General features: G+C 56.9%; 18 protein-coding genes. 12 read left to right on the top strand and 6 right to left on the bottom strand.

Features of this window, described 5'->3' with window-relative positions; translation table 11 throughout:
• Window positions 1–22: 22 nt before the first annotated feature.
• Complete coding sequence (eamA, locus tag AC3WS9_RS11255) at window positions 23–922, top strand: O-acetylserine/cysteine exporter (RefSeq protein ID WP_282495265.1); 900 nt, start codon at window positions 23–25, stop codon at window positions 920–922.
• Window positions 923–955: 33 nt separating this feature from the next.
• On the opposite strand, the gene marB is transcribed toward eamA, so the two are convergent.
• The 3 genes from marB to marR are packed head-to-tail and all read right to left on the bottom strand — an operon-like array spanning window position 956 to window position 2,042.
• Window positions 956–1,174, bottom strand: a complete 219-nt coding sequence (gene marB / locus AC3WS9_RS11250) for a multiple antibiotic resistance protein MarB (protein ID WP_492488368.1) — start codon at window positions 1,172–1,174, stop codon at window positions 956–958.
• 31 nt (window positions 1,175–1,205) lie between these two features.
• Window positions 1,206–1,589, bottom strand: coding sequence for an MDR efflux pump AcrAB transcriptional activator MarA (marA, locus tag AC3WS9_RS11245; RefSeq protein WP_146052590.1), 384 nt, complete (start codon window positions 1,587–1,589; stop codon window positions 1,206–1,208).
• Between the two features lie 18 nt (window positions 1,590–1,607).
• Entirely contained in the window at window positions 1,608–2,042 is a 435-nt protein-coding gene (gene marR, locus AC3WS9_RS11240) for a multiple antibiotic resistance transcriptional regulator MarR (RefSeq protein WP_100780183.1), read from the bottom strand.
• Between the two features lie 257 nt (window positions 2,043–2,299).
• Between marR and AC3WS9_RS11235 the strand changes: the two genes are divergently transcribed.
• Complete coding sequence (locus AC3WS9_RS11235; RefSeq protein WP_282495263.1) at window positions 2,300–2,965, top strand: MarC family NAAT transporter; 666 nt, start codon at window positions 2,300–2,302, stop codon at window positions 2,963–2,965.
• 77 nt (window positions 2,966–3,042) lie between these two features.
• Here AC3WS9_RS11235 and AC3WS9_RS11230 read toward each other — a convergent pair whose 3' ends face one another.
• Window positions 3,043–4,239, bottom strand: coding sequence for a sugar transporter (locus AC3WS9_RS11230; RefSeq protein ID WP_492488365.1), 1,197 nt, complete (start codon window positions 4,237–4,239; stop codon window positions 3,043–3,045).
• A gap of 175 nt (window positions 4,240–4,414) precedes the next feature.
• On the opposite strand from AC3WS9_RS11230, the gene AC3WS9_RS11225 reads away from it, so the two are divergent.
• A complete protein-coding gene (locus tag AC3WS9_RS11225; RefSeq protein ID WP_492488363.1) occupies window positions 4,415–5,209 on the top strand; it encodes a PhzF family phenazine biosynthesis protein in 795 nt (264 codons plus the stop codon).
• A gap of 41 nt (window positions 5,210–5,250) precedes the next feature.
• On the opposite strand, the gene AC3WS9_RS11220 is transcribed toward AC3WS9_RS11225, so the two are convergent.
• Entirely contained in the window at window positions 5,251–5,697 is a 447-nt protein-coding gene (locus AC3WS9_RS11220) for a VOC family protein (RefSeq protein WP_285150485.1), read from the bottom strand.
• A 199-nt stretch (window positions 5,698–5,896) separates the two neighbouring features.
• Here AC3WS9_RS11220 and AC3WS9_RS11215 point away from each other — a divergent pair, with 199 nt between their 5' ends.
• Window positions 5,897–6,379, top strand: coding sequence for a GNAT family N-acetyltransferase (locus AC3WS9_RS11215; protein WP_492488361.1), 483 nt, complete (start codon window positions 5,897–5,899; stop codon window positions 6,377–6,379).
• Here AC3WS9_RS11215 and ptrR read toward each other — a convergent pair.
• On the bottom strand, window positions 6,333–7,211 hold the full coding sequence (ptrR, locus tag AC3WS9_RS11210) for a putrescine utilization regulator PtrR (RefSeq protein WP_282495258.1): 879 nt from the start codon (window positions 7,209–7,211) through the stop codon (window positions 6,333–6,335). The two genes, AC3WS9_RS11215 and ptrR, sit on opposite strands and share 47 nt — an antisense overlap.
• 99 nt (window positions 7,212–7,310) lie before the next feature.
• Between ptrR and sad the strand changes: the two genes are divergently transcribed.
• The 8 genes from sad (at window position 7,311) to AC3WS9_RS11170 (ending at window position 16,099) form a co-directional block, all read left to right on the top strand.
• Window positions 7,311–8,699, top strand: a complete 1,389-nt coding sequence (sad, locus tag AC3WS9_RS11205) for a succinate-semialdehyde dehydrogenase (RefSeq protein WP_492488358.1) — start codon at window positions 7,311–7,313, stop codon at window positions 8,697–8,699.
• A 109-nt stretch (window positions 8,700–8,808) separates the two neighbouring features.
• Window positions 8,809–10,386 carry a methyl-accepting chemotaxis protein gene (locus AC3WS9_RS11200; protein ID WP_492488356.1) on the top strand — a complete coding sequence of 526 codons (1,578 nt, stop codon included), beginning with the start codon at window positions 8,809–8,811 and terminating at the stop codon, window positions 10,384–10,386.
• A gap of 63 nt (window positions 10,387–10,449) precedes the next feature.
• Window positions 10,450–11,376, top strand: a complete 927-nt coding sequence (glsB, locus tag AC3WS9_RS11195) for a glutaminase B (RefSeq protein ID WP_282495255.1) — start codon at window positions 10,450–10,452, stop codon at window positions 11,374–11,376.
• Window positions 11,376–11,738: a DUF4186 domain-containing protein gene (locus tag AC3WS9_RS11190; RefSeq protein ID WP_492488354.1), complete on the top strand. Its 363-nt coding sequence runs from the start codon at window positions 11,376–11,378 to the stop codon at window positions 11,736–11,738. The genes glsB and AC3WS9_RS11190 overlap by 1 nt, the downstream gene beginning before the upstream one ends.
• A gap of 109 nt (window positions 11,739–11,847) precedes the next feature.
• Window positions 11,848–13,296: a GGDEF domain-containing protein gene (locus tag AC3WS9_RS11185; RefSeq protein ID WP_492488352.1), complete on the top strand. Its 1,449-nt coding sequence runs from the start codon at window positions 11,848–11,850 to the stop codon at window positions 13,294–13,296.
• A 180-nt stretch (window positions 13,297–13,476) separates the two neighbouring features.
• Window positions 13,477–14,469 carry a diguanylate cyclase gene (locus tag AC3WS9_RS11180; RefSeq protein WP_492490328.1) on the top strand — a complete coding sequence of 331 codons (993 nt, stop codon included), beginning with the start codon at window positions 13,477–13,479 and terminating at the stop codon, window positions 14,467–14,469.
• A gap of 53 nt (window positions 14,470–14,522) precedes the next feature.
• Window positions 14,523–15,488: a sensor domain-containing diguanylate cyclase gene (locus AC3WS9_RS11175; RefSeq protein ID WP_492488350.1), complete on the top strand. Its 966-nt coding sequence runs from the start codon at window positions 14,523–14,525 to the stop codon at window positions 15,486–15,488.
• An 83-nt stretch (window positions 15,489–15,571) separates the two neighbouring features.
• A complete protein-coding gene (locus AC3WS9_RS11170) occupies window positions 15,572–16,099 on the top strand; it encodes a GNAT family N-acetyltransferase (protein ID WP_492488348.1) in 528 nt (175 codons plus the stop codon).

The following is a 16,099-nucleotide window of genomic DNA, read 5'->3' as shown; positions in this document are numbered from 1 at the left end:
ATTTAATAATCAGGGGCAAGGTATGACGCGCAAAGACGGACTGCTGGCGTTGCTGGTCGTCGTGGTATGGGGACTGAATTTTGTGGTCATCAAAGTGGGGCTGCACAACATGCCGCCGCTGATGCTGGCCGGTTTGCGCTTTCTACTGGTGGCCTTCCCGGCGCTGTTTTTCGTCGCCCGCCCAAAGATCCCGTTTCGTCTGCTGCTCGGCTACGGCCTGACCATCAGCTTCGGGCAGTTCGCCTTCCTGTTTTGCGCGATCAAATTCGGCATGCCTGCGGGGCTGGCCTCGCTGGTGCTGCAGGCGCAGGCGTTCTTTACCATCATTCTGGGCGCGTTTGTCTTTGGTGAGCGCCTGCAGGGCAAGCAGCTGGCGGGGATTACGCTGGCGGTGTTTGGCGTGCTGGTTCTGGCCGAAGCCAGTCTGAACGGCCAGCACGTGGCGATGCTGGGCTTTATGCTGACCCTGGCGGCAGGTTTAAGCTGGGCGTGCGGGAATATTTTCAACAAGCTGATCATGCAGCACGAGGCGCGTCCGGCGGTGATGTCGCTGGTGGTCTGGAGTGCGCTGATCCCCGTGGTGCCTTTTATGCTTGCGTCCCTGATGTTTGACGGCCCGGCGCTGATGGTGAAAAGCCTGATTGAGATCGACCTGACCACCATTTTATCGCTGGTCTATCTGGCGTTTGTCGCGACCATTGTCGGGTACGGTATCTGGGGAACGCTGCTCGGGCGCTACGAAACCTGGCGCGTGGCGCCGCTGTCGCTCCTGGTGCCGGTGGTGGGGCTGGCGAGTGCAGCGATTTTGCTGGGCGAAAAACTGACGACGCTACAGCTGATTGGCGCAGTGTTAATCATGGCCGGGCTGTACATCAACGTGTTTGGATTGCGTTTGCGTCGGACGACGCGAGTCAGGGGATGAAAAAAGCCCCGCAATACGCGGGGCAAAAACGAATCAGAGGTCGTGCTGATTGTAATACGGCACGCCTAATTCGTCGGATTTGTCGCTGCCCGCATCCATATGATTGAAATCAAACGGTGATTGAACGTGCGTGCCAGGCAGAACCATTGTGGTACGCGTATTCTGCTGGTTAGCGTGAGTGGTTTGCTCCGCAAAAGTCTGGCCGGAGACCAGCACCAGTAAGGTGAGGGCGGCGGAGGCGATAAATTTCATGATTTCCTCGGTTACGTCTTAAAACAGGCGATTAGCAGTTACAGTGTGTTAGCGGATGCAGATAACGGGATTCACCGGGCATACTGGTGATTCGGTATTTGTGCGGCGGCACGTCGAAATAGTTCTTGAACGTGCGGGTCAGGGTCTGTTGCGATTCAAACCCGTAACGCTCGGCCAGATACAGAATCGGCTCGTTGCTCTCTTTCAGCTTCTGCGCAATTTCCGTCAGCTTGCGGCTGCGAATATATTGCCCTAAAGAATGACCGGTCTCTTTTTTGAACATCCGTTGCAGGTGCCATTTTGAGTAACCTGAACGCTCGGACACTTTCTCAAGTGAGAGCGGCGATTCCAGGTTCTCTTCGATCCAGTCCAAAATGCTATGAATAGTGATCGCGTCATTATTGCGTCTGGACATCGTCATACCTCTTTCTGTTTACGGCAGGATTTTCTTCAGCAAATGCTCAAGCGTGACCACTTCATCCGCCGTTAAGTTTTTTGTTAGTTCCTGGTGCAGGGTTTGTCCTACTAACTCATGACAACGTTCGCACATGGCCGCACCATCGCTGGTGAGCTGAACCAGTACGCCGCGTTTGTCATTGGGGTTAGGTCGCCTTTCAATCCATCCTTTGCAGACAAGACGATCGAGCATGCGCGTGAGCGCGCCAAGGTCGACAGAGAGCACCTTTTTCAGCTCAACCGGGGTGATGCACACTTCGCAGCGAATGGAGCACAGCACTTTGAACTGGGTCGCGGTGATGTCCATCGGGGACAGATAGTCGTTGAGCAGGCGATCTTTTTTCTGGTTCACCATATGAATAAGACGGCCCAGTGGAATAATTTCATTGAAGAGATCACTGGTGCTTTTCACAATGGTTGCCCTGGCAAGTAGTTTAGTCACGCCAGATATTATTGCTCAGGCAAGTATAAGTCAACCGAATGTAATGTCCGATGCCACGATTTGCTAAAACGTTTCATGAACTTTTTTTGAGCCTTTTAAAATCATAAACATAACGTCTGGTTATCGGTATGCAGCGGAAAATACTGCTTACGTTCTCATCATGGCTGTGTCCGGCCATTTCACCGTATACTGTGAGGGTTGATTATGGATAAGGACGACAACGCACTATGGTGGAATTATTTCAGGCAATAGGACTTGGGCTGGTGGTGCTGCTGCCGCTGGCGAACCCGTTAACAACCGTGGCGTTGTTCCTGGGGCTGGCAGGGAACATGAACAGCGCCGAACGTAACCACCAGTCGTTAATGGCCTCGGTGTACGTTTTCATCATCATGATGGTGGCCTATTACGCCGGGCAGGTGGTGATGAACACCTTCGGGATTTCGATTCCCGGGTTACGTATTGCGGGGGGCTTGATCGTCGCCTTTATCGGTTTCCGCATGCTGTTCCCGGCGCATAAAGCGCATGAATCGCCGGAAGCGAAAAGCAAATCGGAAGAGATGGAGTCTGAACCTTCCGCCAATATCGCCTTTGTTCCGCTCGCCATGCCAAGCACGGCCGGGCCAGGGACAATTGCGATGATCATCAGCTCCGCGTCAACGGTGCGTGACGGCACGACATTCTCAGCGTGGGTGGTGATGGTGGCGCCGCCGCTGATCTTCGCGATTATCGGCGTGATTTTGTGGGGATGTTTGCGCAGTTCCGGCGCGATCATGCGCTGGGTCGGCAAGGGCGGAATCGAGGCGATTTCCCGTTTGATGGGCTTCCTGCTGGTCTGTATGGGCGTGCAGTTTATTATTAACGGCGTGCTGGAAATTATTAAAACTTACCCTTGATTGCCCGGCGGCGCTACGCTTGCACGGGCCTACGTGTTTTGTAGGCCGGGTAAGCGCAGCGCCACCCGGCAAAAAAACTACCCTCGATCCGTCTGCTCTTCCAGCGCCACCGGCCATTTTCGGAAGATCAGAATCGACCAGATCAACGCCGCCAGCGCCGGAATTGCCCCGAGATAGCCAATCGCCGACATCGAAAAATGCAGGCTGATTTGATTTCCCACCAGTGCGCCCGCGCCAATCCCTAGATTGAAAATCCCCGAGAAGAGCGACATCGCCACATCCGTGGCATCCGGTGCCAGGGCCAGGACTTTCACCTGCATGCCAAGCCCGATAATCATCATCGCCACGCCCCAACAAATACTCAGTATCGCCAGATGGGTTTCGCTGCCTGCGGCAGGCATCAGCAACACCAGGCACAGCATCAACACCCCGATTGCGCCGCTCACCAGCAGCGAAGCGTGTTTATTGCCCAGTTTGCCAAACAGGAGGCTGCCGATGATGCCAGCCCCGCCGAGGAGTAACAGCAGAACCGTGGCGAAACTGGCGCTAAAGCCCGCGACAACCTGCACAAAAGGTTCAATATAGCTGTAGGCCGTGTAGTGGGCGGTGACTACCACCACCGTCAGCAAATAAATGCTCATCAGCGCCGGGCGGCGGAACAGCAGCGGCAGGCTTTTTAGTGAGCCAGAGTGTTCGCTCGGTAATTTCGGCAGAAGCTTGATCAGGCACAGCAGGGTGATCAGCGCGCCCATGCCGATGGCAAAGAAGGTGGTACGCCAGCCGAAATACTGCCCGACGATACGCCCGATCGGCAGACCGAGCACCATCGCCAGCGCGGTGCCGGTCGCCAGCAGGCTCAGGGCCTGAGCGCGTTTTCCTGCCGGGGCAAGACGAATGGCCAGCGACGCGGTTATCGACCAGAAAAGAGCGTGGGCAAAGGCGATACCGATGCGGCTGATCACCAGCACCGTAAAGTTCCAGGCGAGGAACGACAGTACGTGGCTGGCGATGAACAGCACGAAGAGACCGATCAGCAGTTTGCGCCGCTCCATCTGGCTGGTGAGCAGCATAAAGGGCAGGGACATCAACGCCACTACCCAGGCGTAGATGGTCAGCATGATCCCGACCTGCGCCGTTTCCATCTGGAAACTTTTAGCAATATCGGAAAGCAAACCGACGGGGACGAACTCCGTGGTATTAAAGATAAATGCAGCGATGGCAAGCGTGACCACACGTAGCCACGCGACCTTGCGGGAAACCGTGTTCATTGTCATAGATATAGAGGGATTCGTTGCTGAAAAGATGAGAAGGCGATCTTAAAGCCTTCGCTGGCGAAAAGACAACCATTATGTGATGCAGATCTCATAATTTACCTTATCCAGCCCGTAGCGAAGGGCGTTGTTTTCCTTGAAGATAAGGAACAGCACAATAAAAACAGGCGGTACGACAATGCACGAAATTGATTTTTATCTGGTGGATGCCTTCACCGACAAAGCCTTTGGTGGGAATGCGGCCGCGGTTTGCCCGCTGGAAGAGTGGCTTCCGGACGAGACGCTGCTCAGCATGGCGAAACAACACAACCAGTCGGAGACAGCGTTTTTCGTGCGCACCGACGACGGTTTTGAACTGCGCTGGTTCACCACGCAGTATGAGATCGATCTGTGCGGCCACGCTACGCTCGCGGCGTCGCATGTGATTTTTGAATACCTCGATTACCCGCACACGGAAATTGAATTCTCGACGCGCTTTGTCGGCAAACTGACCGTCAAGCGCAACGGCGACTGGCTGACCCTCAACTTCCCGGCCTGGGCAAGTGAAGCCGTTGATAACGCGCCAGCCTTGCTGTTTTATTCGCTGGGCATCCCCGCTGCAAAAGAAGTCCGCGTGGCGCGCGACTATATGGTGGTGCTGGAGAACCAGCAGCAGGTCGAAGCGATTGACCCGGATATCTCGGCGATGATCCCGCTGGATAAGATGGTGTGTATTACCGCACCTGGCGACGAAGTGGATTTTGTCAGCCGCTTCTTCTGCCCGGGCGAGGGCGTCCCGGAAGATCCGGTGACCGGCTCCACCCACAGTATGCTGATCCCTTACTGGAGCGAAAAACTCGGTAAAACCCAGCTGCAGGCTCGCCAGGTGTCGGCCCGCGGCGGCGATTTGCGCTGTGAATTACAGGGCGACCGCGTGCTGATTGGTGGGCAAGCCACGTTGTACCTGAAAGGCAAAATCTTCCTGCGCCAGTAGGGGGTAAATCCGCTTAAGGTGCCCGCGAGGCGGGCATTTTTTTAGATCTTCTGCGCCACATCCCAGATAAAGCCGAAGGGGTCCTGGACGCGGGCTTTCAAATCACCCCAGAACATCTCCGCCGGTTCTTTTAGTACCGTCGCACCGGCCTGTACCATCTCACCGACCAGCGCGACGGCATCATCCACATAGAGGTAGAAGATAAACGGCGTCGGAGTGCCGGAGGTTTGAGGGCTACTCAACTCCGAATCCCAGCCCTCCTGGTTAAGCGTGAAGTTGGTGCCGCGATAGCGAATACGGGCAAAGAGCAGTTCGCCGTTTTCACCTTCCAGTTCGGCGATGGCCACCATACTCATCGCGCCCGTGTAGAAATCCACGGCGGCGCGGACATCCGGTACGTTAAGGGCGGTCGTCAGCCAGGTGAGCCCCATGCCTTCCCACGGGTGAGTGCGATTTTCAACGTTGTTAAACCAGTCCAGTTTTTTCATTTCAGTCTCCTTCTGAGGGCCGTTGTTGGCGAACGAAGGGCATAATAACGCGGGTTAAAAACAAATACTGTATATAATTACAGTGACCCGCATTTTTGGCACTCTTTGTTGGATTATCCTCAAGAAAGATAAGTTAACAGTATGACCAATGGCATCGCGAGGCGGCTATGTTGATAACAAACAACAAAAGGAGCCTGCCATGTATTCCATTACCTCTGAATCTGCCTCTCATCCGGATATTCTGGCGCTGATCGCCGCTCTGGACCGTTATCAAACCGAACTTTACCCGGCGGAAAGTAATCATCTGATCGATCTCACCCAACTGGCGACGGGGTCGCTGCTGATGATGGTGATCCGTGATAACCAGCTTAACGCGGTGGGCTGCGGGGCGATTGTGCTCAACGGGGACGGCAGCGGGGAGATGAAGCGGGTGTATATCGATCCCACTCATCGCGGGCAAAAGCTGGGGGAGAAACTGCTGGCGGCGCTGGAGGACGAAGCCCTTAGCCGCCACTGCCACACCCTGCGCCTCGAAACGGGCATTAAGCAGCATGCGGCGATTCAGCTGTATGAACGCTGCGGGTATCACGTTCGCACGGCTTTCCCACCTTACGCCGAAGATCCGCTTAGCCTGTTTATGGAGAAGGCGTTGGTGGCTGACGTTCGTTTAGCAGTGCTATAAACGCCTCAAGCTGACGCGTCATCGCGCCGCGTCGCCACACCAGCCAGGTCGTGAGCCAGCGCCAGTTTTCCGCCAGCGGCCAGGCCTCGACCTGCAGATGCCCCGGCATGCTCTCCAGCATCGAGCGGGGCATCAGGGCAATTCCGGCACCCGCAATCACGCAGGCGAGCATGCCGTGGTACGACTCCATCTCATGAATTCGCCCCGGCATCGCCCGGTCCGCATGAAACCAGCTCTCCAGATGTCGACGATAGGAACAGTTGGCGCGAAACGCGTAGACGTCGCGACCGCTCACCTGGGTGGCGCGGGTCACTTTCTCATGTCCGGCGGCGGCCACCAGCATCATCTCTTCCTGATACACCGGCATCCCGTCCAGCTCCGGGTGCGACAGCGGTCCGTCGACAAAGGCCGCGCTGAGCGTCCCCTCGAGCACGCCGTCGATCATCGTCCCGGACGGGCCAGTGGAAAGCGCAAACTGAATGCGCGGATAACGCTGGTTAAACTGCGCCAGGGATTCAGGGATCCGCACCGCCGCGGTACTCTCCAGCGCGCCAAGCGCAAACAGTCCCTGCGGTTCGTCCCCGGCAACCACCATCCGCGCTTCATCGACCAGGGCGAGGATCTGCTTGCTGTAGCGCAGGAAGTTATGCCCGGCGGGAGAGAGGCGCAAACGCTGGTTTTCACGGATAAACAGCTCGACGCCCAGATCCGCCTCCAGCTGACGAATACGCGTCGTGAGGTTCGACGGCACGCGATGCACCTTCTGCGCCGCCTGAGTGATGCTCCCGGTCTGCGCCACGGCGTTAAACATTTCAAGCTGAGTTAAATCCATAGCATTCTCTTTTCGTGAATAAGTGAGTCAGTATTATTCATTTTTAAGAAATAGCAGAGTAAGCCACAATCAATCAACCCCTATGACGTGGAGAAGATTATGACTTATTCATCAGAGACCCATGCGCTGTCGATCAATCCGGCGACTGGCGAAACGCTTGCCGCTTATCCGTGGGCCACGACGGCGGAGGTCGATCGGGCGATAGCGCAGGCGGATCGCGGTTTCCGTGAGTGGCGAAATGAAACGGTGGCTCATCGTGCGCAGAAACTTCGTGACCTCGGTGCAGCCCTGCGAGCGCGGGCAGAAGAGATGGCGCAGATGATGTCCCGCGAGATGGGCAAACCCATTTTGCAGGCGCGCGCCGAAGTCACTAAATCCGCTGGTCTGTGCGACTGGTATGCCGAACACGGCCCGGCGATGCTGGCGACTGAACCGACGCTGGTTGAAAACCAGAAAGCCGTGATTGAGTATCGCCCGCTGGGGCCGATTCTGGCGGTGATGCCGTGGAACTTCCCTCTGTGGCAGGTGCTGCGCGGCGCGGTGCCGATCCTGCTCGCCGGAAACAGCTATCTGCTCAAACATGCGCCCAACGTCCTCGGCTCCGCGACGCTTATCGGTGAGATCGTCGATGACGCTGGTTTCCCGCAAGGGGTGTTTGGCTGGGTGAACGCCACCAACGACGGCGTGAGTCAGGCGATTAACGATTGTCGCATCGCTGCCATTACCGTGACCGGGAGCGTGCGCGCCGGGGCGGCTATTGGTGCGCAGGCGGCTGCGGCGCTGAAAAAATGCGTGCTGGAGCTCGGCGGGTCCGATCCCTTTATCGTGCTCAACGATGCAGATCTGGATCTGGCAGTGAAAGCGGCGGTGACCGGACGCTATCAGAATACCGGACAGGTTTGCGCCGCGGCCAAACGCTTTATCGTCGAAGAGGGCATTGCGGAGCAGTTTACCGAACGCTTCGTCGCCGCAGCGGCAGCGCTAAAAATGGGTGCGCCGGATAACGAAGAACACTATCTCGGGCCGATGGCACGTTTCGACCTGCGCGATGAGCTGCATCAGCAGGTGCAGGCGACGCTTGCTGAAGGTGCTACGCTGTTGCTCGGTGGTGAAAAAGTCGCGGGCGCGGGGAATTACTATCCGGCAACCGTGCTCGGGAATGTTACGCCAGAGATGACCGCGTTCCGTCAGGAGCTGTTTGGCCCGGTGGCGGCTATCACTATCGCGAAAGACGCAGACCATGCCCTCACACTTGCGAATGACAGTGACTTTGGCCTCTCGGCGACGATCTTCACGGCGGATCAGCAGCGTGCCGATGCCTTTGCTCGCCAGCTGGAGTGCGGCGGGGTGTTCATCAATGGCTTCAGCGCCAGCGATGCGCGCGTGGCCTTTGGCGGGGTGAAGAAAAGCGGCTTTGGTCGCGAGCTATCCCACTTCGGTCTGCATGAATTCTGCAATATCCAGACCGTCTGGAAAGACCGCGTGTAGTCAATTGAAGGCCTTCTCTGTGAAGGCCTTTGTCATTTTTGTGTCATGGTTCTGTCATTTAGGTTTCGTAGACTCGCACGCGTCTAACGTACTGTTACAGAAGAATATTATGAACCTAACGCAAATTTTTAGCCGTATTGCGAAGCGCCAGTTTGGTCTCCTGGCTGGCATCTTTTGTATTATCGGGCTCTTTTCCGCATTACAACTCTCCTCGTCGATTCTCCTGACCGCCTCGCTTCGCGACGCGCAACGCAACGAACAACAAAATCAGCTGGCGCAACAGCAGCAGAGCAAACTGGATCTGGCGCGCGTTTCGCTGCTGGCGGCGAGCGATCTGCTCAACCGTTCGGGCGTCTATTTTATGCAGGATAAAGAGACCGGCTCGGAGGGGAGCTGGAACAGCCTGATGGACGAAGCGCAGAAGGCGCTGAGTGCCTCGCAGCAGGCGTGGAATGCGTGGCTGGCGCTCAATCCGCCGAAAGACGAGGCGCTGATCAACAGCTACCAGCTGTTCTACGGGGCGATCAACGAGCAGGCGGAAGGGCTGGTAAAGACGAATTCCATCGACGCCTTTTTTGCGGTGCCCGCTCAGGCGTTTCAGACCGATTTCAACGACAACTACACGCGCTATCAGCTTGCAAGTGAACAGCGGGCGGGCGACGGACGTCAGTCCCTGATGAACCGCCTGTCGGATCTGCAGTCGCTGTTCCTGCTGGCGCCGGTGGTGTTGCTCCTGATTGCGGTGGCCGTCTGGTTTGGCATGTCACGCTGGGTGATCACCCCGCTGCGCAAATTGATCGCCCATATCAATCAGCTCGCGGCGGGCGACCTCTCCGGTACCGCGCCGCAGGTGAATGGCTTTAACCGTGAGATCGGCCAGCTGAGCACCAGTATCACCACCATGCAACGCGGCCTGCAGCAGCTGGTGACCCAGGTGAGCGACGCCACCACTTCGATGGTAGAGAACATTGGCGAGCTGGCGGAAGGGAATCAGAAACTGTATCAGCAGTCCGCGCGTCAGGCTCAGGAGCTAAGCGACGTGACGGCGCATATCGCCACCCTGGAAACCCACGTAGAGGGCAATACCGGCTACGCGAAGCTCGCCAGTACCCGTGCGGACGAGGCGCGTCAGACGGCTGCGGGGGGCGACATTATGATGTCCACGGTGAATGCGTCGATGCAGGCGATCGTGGAGCGATCCTCGGAGATGCGCGGGATCGTGTCGATGATTGACAGCGTGGCGTTCCAGACCAACATTCTGGCGCTGAATGCTGCCATTGAAGCCGCTCACGCGGGCAATCAGGGGCGCGGGTTTGCTGTGGTGGCGCGTGAAGTCGGGCTGCTGGCGAGAAAGAGCAGCCACTCGACGCAAACCATTCAGGAGCTGATCAATCACTCGTTGCAGGGCATTGAGGACGGTTCAAAAGCGGTGGTGAAGCTGGAGAACAATCTCCAGCAGGTGACCGGGCTGGTGGCGAATTTGAGCAGTCTGCTGGATGACATCTCCGCGGCGACCCTGAGCCAGGGGGACAGCATTCATCAGATGACGCGGCAATTGCAGGCGCTGAATCAGGTGTCGCAGCAGACCGACGTGCTGGTCTCGACCGCGTCGCAAGCCTCGCGTCGGCTGCATGATGAGTCCTATCTGCTGATGCAGGCGGTTTCGCGTTTTCGTCTTCCCGCCTGACGCGACACATTCGCCTCTGTTATACTCGCAGCCCGTTTTTGGCCTCCAGGCAAGGAGCAACATGTGGCTGCGGTCATTGATAATCAGATGCTGGAAGAGATTCTGGCCCAGGTTCGCCCGTTAATCGGGCAGGGAAAAGTTGCCGATTATATTCCGGCGCTGGCGTGCGTCAGCGGCAATAAGCTGGGCATCGCGATCTGCACCGTGAAGGGCGAGCTGTATCAGGCCGGTGATGCCGCCGAGCGCTTTTCGATTCAGTCGATCTCCAAAGTGCTGAGCCTGGTGGCGGCGATGCGTCAGTACGACGAAGACGAGATCTGGCAGCGGGTGGGAAAAGATCCCTCTGGTCAGCCGTTTAACTCGCTGCTACAGCTGGAAATCGAGCAGGGCAAACCGCGAAACCCGTTTATCAACGCCGGTGCGCTGGTGGTGTGCGACATGCTGCAGAGCCGCCTTAGCGCCCCGCGCCAGCGGATGCTGGAGATTGTGCGCGAGCTGAGCGGGGTGTCGGATCTGAGCTACGACGCGACGGTCGCGCGTTCGGAGTTTGAACACTCGGCGCGAAACGCCGCCATCGCCTGGCTGATGAAATCCTTCGGTAATTTCCACAATGATGTCGCGACGGTCCTGCAAAACTATTTCCACTACTGCGCGCTGAAAATGAGCTGCGTGGAGCTGGCGCGTACCTTTATGTTTCTGGCCGATCAGGGCTTTTCCTCCCTGCATAATCAGGCGGTTGTGACGCCGATGCAGGCGCGGCAGGTGAATGCCCTGATGGCGACCAGCGGGATGTATCAGAACGCCGGGGAGTTTGCCTGGCGCGTCGGTCTGCCTGCGAAATCAGGCGTGGGCGGCGGCGTGGTGGCGATTGTGCCGCATGAGATGGCGATTGCTGTCTGGAGTCCGGAGCTGGACGACGCCGGTAATTCGCTGGCAGGCGTGGCGGTGCTGGAACAACTGACCCAGCGACTGGGGCGCTCGGTTTACTGATGAACACGCTCGATGATCTCTTTGCCCGCCTAGCGCGTTCCACGTTTCGTTCGCGCTTTAAACTCGGTCCGAAAGAGCGGCAGTATTGTTGGGACAAAGGGGCGGAGACGATTGATCAGCATGCCGCCGATTTTGTGGCCCGTCGTCTCGCGGTGGCCTCGCCGGTGAACGACGGCAAACAGACGCCGATGCGCGGACATCCGGTCTTTATCGCCCAGCATGCGACGGCAACCTGCTGTCGCGGCTGTCTCGCGAAGTGGCATCAGATCCCCCAGGGGCAGGCGCTCAGTCCAGAGCAGCAGCACTACATTGTGAGGGTGATCCACCACTGGCTGGTCCTGCAGATGAACTCCAAAGGTTGATGGGTTATGCATGCCGGGCATGTATGTTATAGATACGTGCTAATCTTTTACTATTCCTGCTGATGACCGCGAAATAATTGCGCTAAGCGATTATATGGATTGATATTTGATGCGATCTTCCCTGACCTCCTTTAAGCCTTTTCTTCCCGACAATCCACTGCGTAACGCGGTCGGGATTTTCGTTCTTACCACGCTGTTCTATTTTATCGGCGCGGAATTGCGTCTGGTGGAAGCGCTCTCACTGTTCTGGCCACTGAATGGGGTGATGGCTGGCGTTTTTGCCCGCTATGCCTATCTGAATCGCCTCCATTATTACGCGGTGTCGTATGTCGCGATGCTGTTGTACGACGCGGTGACGACCAACTGGGGTATCGCCTCGGTGGTGATTAATCTCTCCAATATGATGTTTATTGTCACCGTGGCCCTGCTGGTTACGCGGGACCGACGGCGTGGACGCGCGACGCCAGACCCAATCAATGCCTTACGCCTGTTTAACTTCTGCCTGATCGCCGCATTGCTGTGTGCGCTGGTGGGGGCGATGGGCTCGGTCGGCATTGACAGTCAAACCTTCTGGCCGCTGTTTGCCGACTGGTTCAGCGAGCAGTTTTCGACGGGCGTGCTGATTCTGCCGTGTCTGTTAACGGTCAAAATCCCGGAGATTAAACATCCTGTTCGGGTAGATCATTTTATGCCGGTGCTGGCGCTGATCGTGTCGGTGGCGGCCTCGGTGGTGATCGGCGGGGCGGGCAGCCTGGCGTTTCCGCTGCCGGCGCTAATCTGGTGTGCGGTGCGCTATTCACTGCCCGCGACCTGTCTGCTGACGTTTGTGACGGGCGGGGTGGAGATCATCCTGGTGGCGAATTCGATTATTAATATCGCCGTCGCCGCGCCGCTCTCGACGCCGATGATGTTCTCTGCGCGCCTGGGGATTGCCACCATGGCGATTTGCCCGGTGATGGTTTCCGTGAGCGTGGCGGCGATCAACTCGCTCATTCATCAGGTCTCCCTGCGCGCGGATTACGATTTTCTGACCCGCGTCTACTCCCGTTCCGGTCTTTATGAAGCTCTGAAAAATGAAGAGTCCCATCGTCATCCGCGTTTTCTGACGGTGATGCTGCTCGATATCGATTATTTCAAAAGCATTAACGATAACTACGGTCACGAGTGTGGCGACCGGGTGCTGGCCGAATTCGCCGGTAAAGTGCAGCAGGAGGTCGGCGAAGATGGGCTGGTGGCGCGCATGGGTGGGGAAGAGTTTGCGGTCGTGGTGAATTCTGTCGATGCCCGTCAGGGGTTTGAGCTGGCGGAACGCATCAGAGAAGCTGTTGCTTCGCATCCGTTCAGCTGGCGTCAGCAAACCCTGTTTCTGACCGTGAGTATTGGTCTTGGCAGCGCGAAAGCGGAATCCTGGCAGCTGACGGAGGTCTTTAATAAGCTGATGGCCGAAGCCGATGAGTATCTCTATCGTTCGAAAAAAGCGGGGCGAAATCGTACCAGTGCGCGTCAACCCGACGATCCGCTGGTCGCAGAAGTGCAAAAAAGTCCGGAGCAGGTGTAAACGCATCCACCCCAGGCGCAATGCGGTCTGGATGTTATCAAATTGCTGATAAATTGCTTGCTACGTATTTTTAAGCTCAATAAGATACCGGGGATAACACATCGGAAAAATCGCGTGATGAACGGAATTGATAAACTGAGTAAAAACCATCGCTTACCAGGGAGTCGTTTTGTCAAACGTATGTATCTGATGCGTATCCTTGGCACATTTCTCTGTTTTATTCCCATTCTTTCCGTCCTGATTGAGCATCAACGTTCAGTATGGCTAATGCTTTTGCTGGCCGTGAATGCCTTTGTCTGGCCAACGCTCGCTTTTCATCGCGCCCGTCGTTCCTCTACGCCGCTGGCGGCAGAACATCAAAATCTGATTATCGATGCGGGCGCGGGCGGTTTCTGGATCGCCATGATGGCCGTGAATCCGCTGCCCTCAGTGGTCATTGCCACCATTCTGCTGGCCGACCGGCTATCTGCGGGCGGTTTTGCGCTGATGAAGCGCGCGGCGATCGCGATGCTGGCGGTGTTTCTCGCCGCCTGGCTGCTGCAGGGCATGGCGATTGTAACTACCGTTTCTCAGCAGACCATGCTGGCAACGTTGCCGCTGATTGCTGTCTACATTATTGCCCTGAGCGTCCTGACCGACAGTATTGCCATCCGCCTTCGGATCAAAACCCGCGAGCTGGAGCGGATCGCGATGATGGATCCGCTGCTGGATATCGCTAACCGCCGTCTGCTGGAAAAACGCATCGAGCACGAATTACATAAACTTCAGCAGGCCTGTCGCGAATCGGCGCTGATGTTTATTGATATCGATAATTTTAAAGAAGTGAACGATCGTTTCGGGCATAAAGTCGGGGACGCGATGCTCGCCTCCGTCTCCGAGATTCTTCATATCGCCACGCGTCAGACGGATACCCCGGCGCGCCTCGGGGGCGATGAGTTTGTGATCCTGCTTCCGGATACCACCATCGAAGAGGCCCACGTGGTCGCGTCGCGCATTATGGAAGCCGCCGCGGTGATGGAAGATGTGGCGCAAGAAACCGTCAATTGTACGCTGAGTATCGGCATCGCCGGGGCCACCCGCGAGATGTTAAACGTGACCGACTGGCTGCAGGCGGCGGACAACGCGTTATATCAGGCCAAGCGCGGCGGTAAAAATCGAATTTTCGGCCACTGAAAAGTTTCCTGTTTAGGCTAAGCTATTAAAAAAGCTCAGTGTCAGGAGACATTATGAAAGCGCCCGCGATCCCGGCTAATGAATCAGACCGTCTGCTGTCTCTGCATGATTCCGGGCTTCTGGAGTCGAACAACCATCAGCCTTATGACCGCATCACCCGCCTGGCGAAGCGCATATTTAACGTTTCGCTGGCGAGGATTAACCTCATCGACGAACGCTCGCTGGTGGCGCTTTCGGTAGAGGGTTCCGCCGCGTCCGTCGTGCCGCGTAGCCACTCGTTATGCGGACACACGCTGCTCAATAACGCGCCGCTGGTGGTGCCTGATACCCGCAATGACACCCGTTTTGCCGATAACCCGCTGGTCGCGGGCCAGTCAAAAGTGCGCTTCTACGCCGGATATCCTCTGCGTTTACCCGACGGCTCCATTGCCGGAACCCTGTGCCTGCTCGATGAATCTCCGCGAGAGTTCAGCCCGGGGGATATGACCGCCTTGAGCGATCTGGCCGCGCTGGCGGAAGACGAGTTCGCCGCTGCCTGTGCGGCCACTACCGACGAGTTGACCGGGCTATTTAACCGGCGCGGGTTCAATCAGTTTGCGGCCTTTGCGTTAGCCGGTGCCCGCCGACGGGCAGAGCCGTTGACGCTGGCGTGGATGGATCTCGACCGGTTCAGACAAATCAACGACCGCTATGGCCACGCGGAGGGCGACGTGGCGCTCAAAGCGATGACCGAACTGATGCGCGCCTCATTTCGCGAAGCGGATCTGCTGGTGCGCTACGGCGGCGATGAATTCGCGGTCCTGTTTGCGGATACGGACGAGCAGGGCGCGTGGATTGCGATGCAATACCTCAACGAGCAGGTGGCGGAGTACAATCAGCGCGGGCTGCATCCCTGGAGCCTGACGTTTTCCTGGGGCGTTTGCGAATTCGATCATCAGCAAAATGATTTGAAGCGCTGGCTGCAGATCGCCCACGACAAAATCCTCGCCATGAAACAGCAGTACGGCGTCGGGGGCTAACATCATAAAAGCCTATGAGAGCCGCTCTTGCGTTAAATAATTGTTAAGGGCAATCTGAGGCGGTCACTTTATTAGGAAATCCCATGACCGCCTCCCTGCGCATTCACTCCCTTTCACGGGACGACATTCTTCTTCATCTCGATTCGCTGGCTGAGATCCTCGAAAACTGCGTTAACGGCGGGGCGTCGGTGAGTTTTATGCTGCCTTTTACGCGCGAGAAATCCCGCCAGTTCTGGCAAGGTGTCGCGGAAAGCGTGGGTCGAGAAGAACGCACCGTGCTGGCCTGTCGCGACGAGAGCGGGGCGTTTTTTGGAACCGTGCAACTCATTACCGATCAGCCGGAAAACCAGTCGCACCGGGCTGATGTCGCCAAACTGTTGGTGCATGAAAAAGCCCGTCGTCGCGGGGTAGCGATGGCGCTGATGGAAGCCCTGGAAGCGGTCGCTGTGGAGGACGGGAAAAAGGTGCTGGTCCTTGACACCACAACGGGCAGCGGGGCAGAGACCTTTTATCAGCGTGCGGGCTGGCAAAAAGTGGGTGAGATCCCGCGCTATGCCCTGATGCCGGACGGCGAAATGACCGCCACCTCGGTGTTCTATAAGTTTTTATAA

It is taken from the genome of Lelliottia sp. EB106-05-01-XG201 (assembly GCF_058791735.1).
Note: the sequence above shows the minus strand (reverse complement) of the source record. Positions and strands in the feature narration are given on the sequence as shown.

Coding starts and splice junctions, on each gene's coding strand:
- marA (WP_146052590.1), bottom strand. CDS start 1,589: ATGTCCAGACGCAATAATGACGCGATCACTATTCATAGCATTTTGGAC.
- ptrR (WP_282495258.1), bottom strand. CDS start 7,211: ATGGATTTAACTCAGCTTGAAATGTTTAACGCCGTGGCGCAGACCGGG.
- AC3WS9_RS11220 (WP_285150485.1), bottom strand. CDS start 5,697: ATGAAAAAACTGGACTGGTTTAACAACGTTGAAAATCGCACTCACCCG.
- AC3WS9_RS11170 (WP_492488348.1), top strand. CDS start 15,572: ATGACCGCCTCCCTGCGCATTCACTCCCTTTCACGGGACGACATTCTT.
- AC3WS9_RS11175 (WP_492488350.1), top strand. CDS start 14,523: ATGAAAGCGCCCGCGATCCCGGCTAATGAATCAGACCGTCTGCTGTCT.
- AC3WS9_RS11190 (WP_492488354.1), top strand. CDS start 11,376: ATGAACACGCTCGATGATCTCTTTGCCCGCCTAGCGCGTTCCACGTTT.
- AC3WS9_RS11230 (WP_492488365.1), bottom strand. CDS start 4,239: ATGACAATGAACACGGTTTCCCGCAAGGTCGCGTGGCTACGTGTGGTC.
- AC3WS9_RS11225 (WP_492488363.1), top strand. CDS start 4,415: ATGCACGAAATTGATTTTTATCTGGTGGATGCCTTCACCGACAAAGCC.
- marB (WP_492488368.1), bottom strand. CDS start 1,174: ATGAAATTTATCGCCTCCGCCGCCCTCACCTTACTGGTGCTGGTCTCC.
- AC3WS9_RS11180 (WP_492490328.1), top strand. CDS start 13,477: ATGTATCTGATGCGTATCCTTGGCACATTTCTCTGTTTTATTCCCATT.
- AC3WS9_RS11235 (WP_282495263.1), top strand. CDS start 2,300: ATGGTGGAATTATTTCAGGCAATAGGACTTGGGCTGGTGGTGCTGCTG.
- AC3WS9_RS11200 (WP_492488356.1), top strand. CDS start 8,809: ATGAACCTAACGCAAATTTTTAGCCGTATTGCGAAGCGCCAGTTTGGT.
- AC3WS9_RS11185 (WP_492488352.1), top strand. CDS start 11,848: ATGCGATCTTCCCTGACCTCCTTTAAGCCTTTTCTTCCCGACAATCCA.
- sad (WP_492488358.1), top strand. CDS start 7,311: ATGACTTATTCATCAGAGACCCATGCGCTGTCGATCAATCCGGCGACT.
- AC3WS9_RS11215 (WP_492488361.1), top strand. CDS start 5,897: ATGTATTCCATTACCTCTGAATCTGCCTCTCATCCGGATATTCTGGCG.
- eamA (WP_282495265.1), top strand. CDS start 23: ATGACGCGCAAAGACGGACTGCTGGCGTTGCTGGTCGTCGTGGTATGG.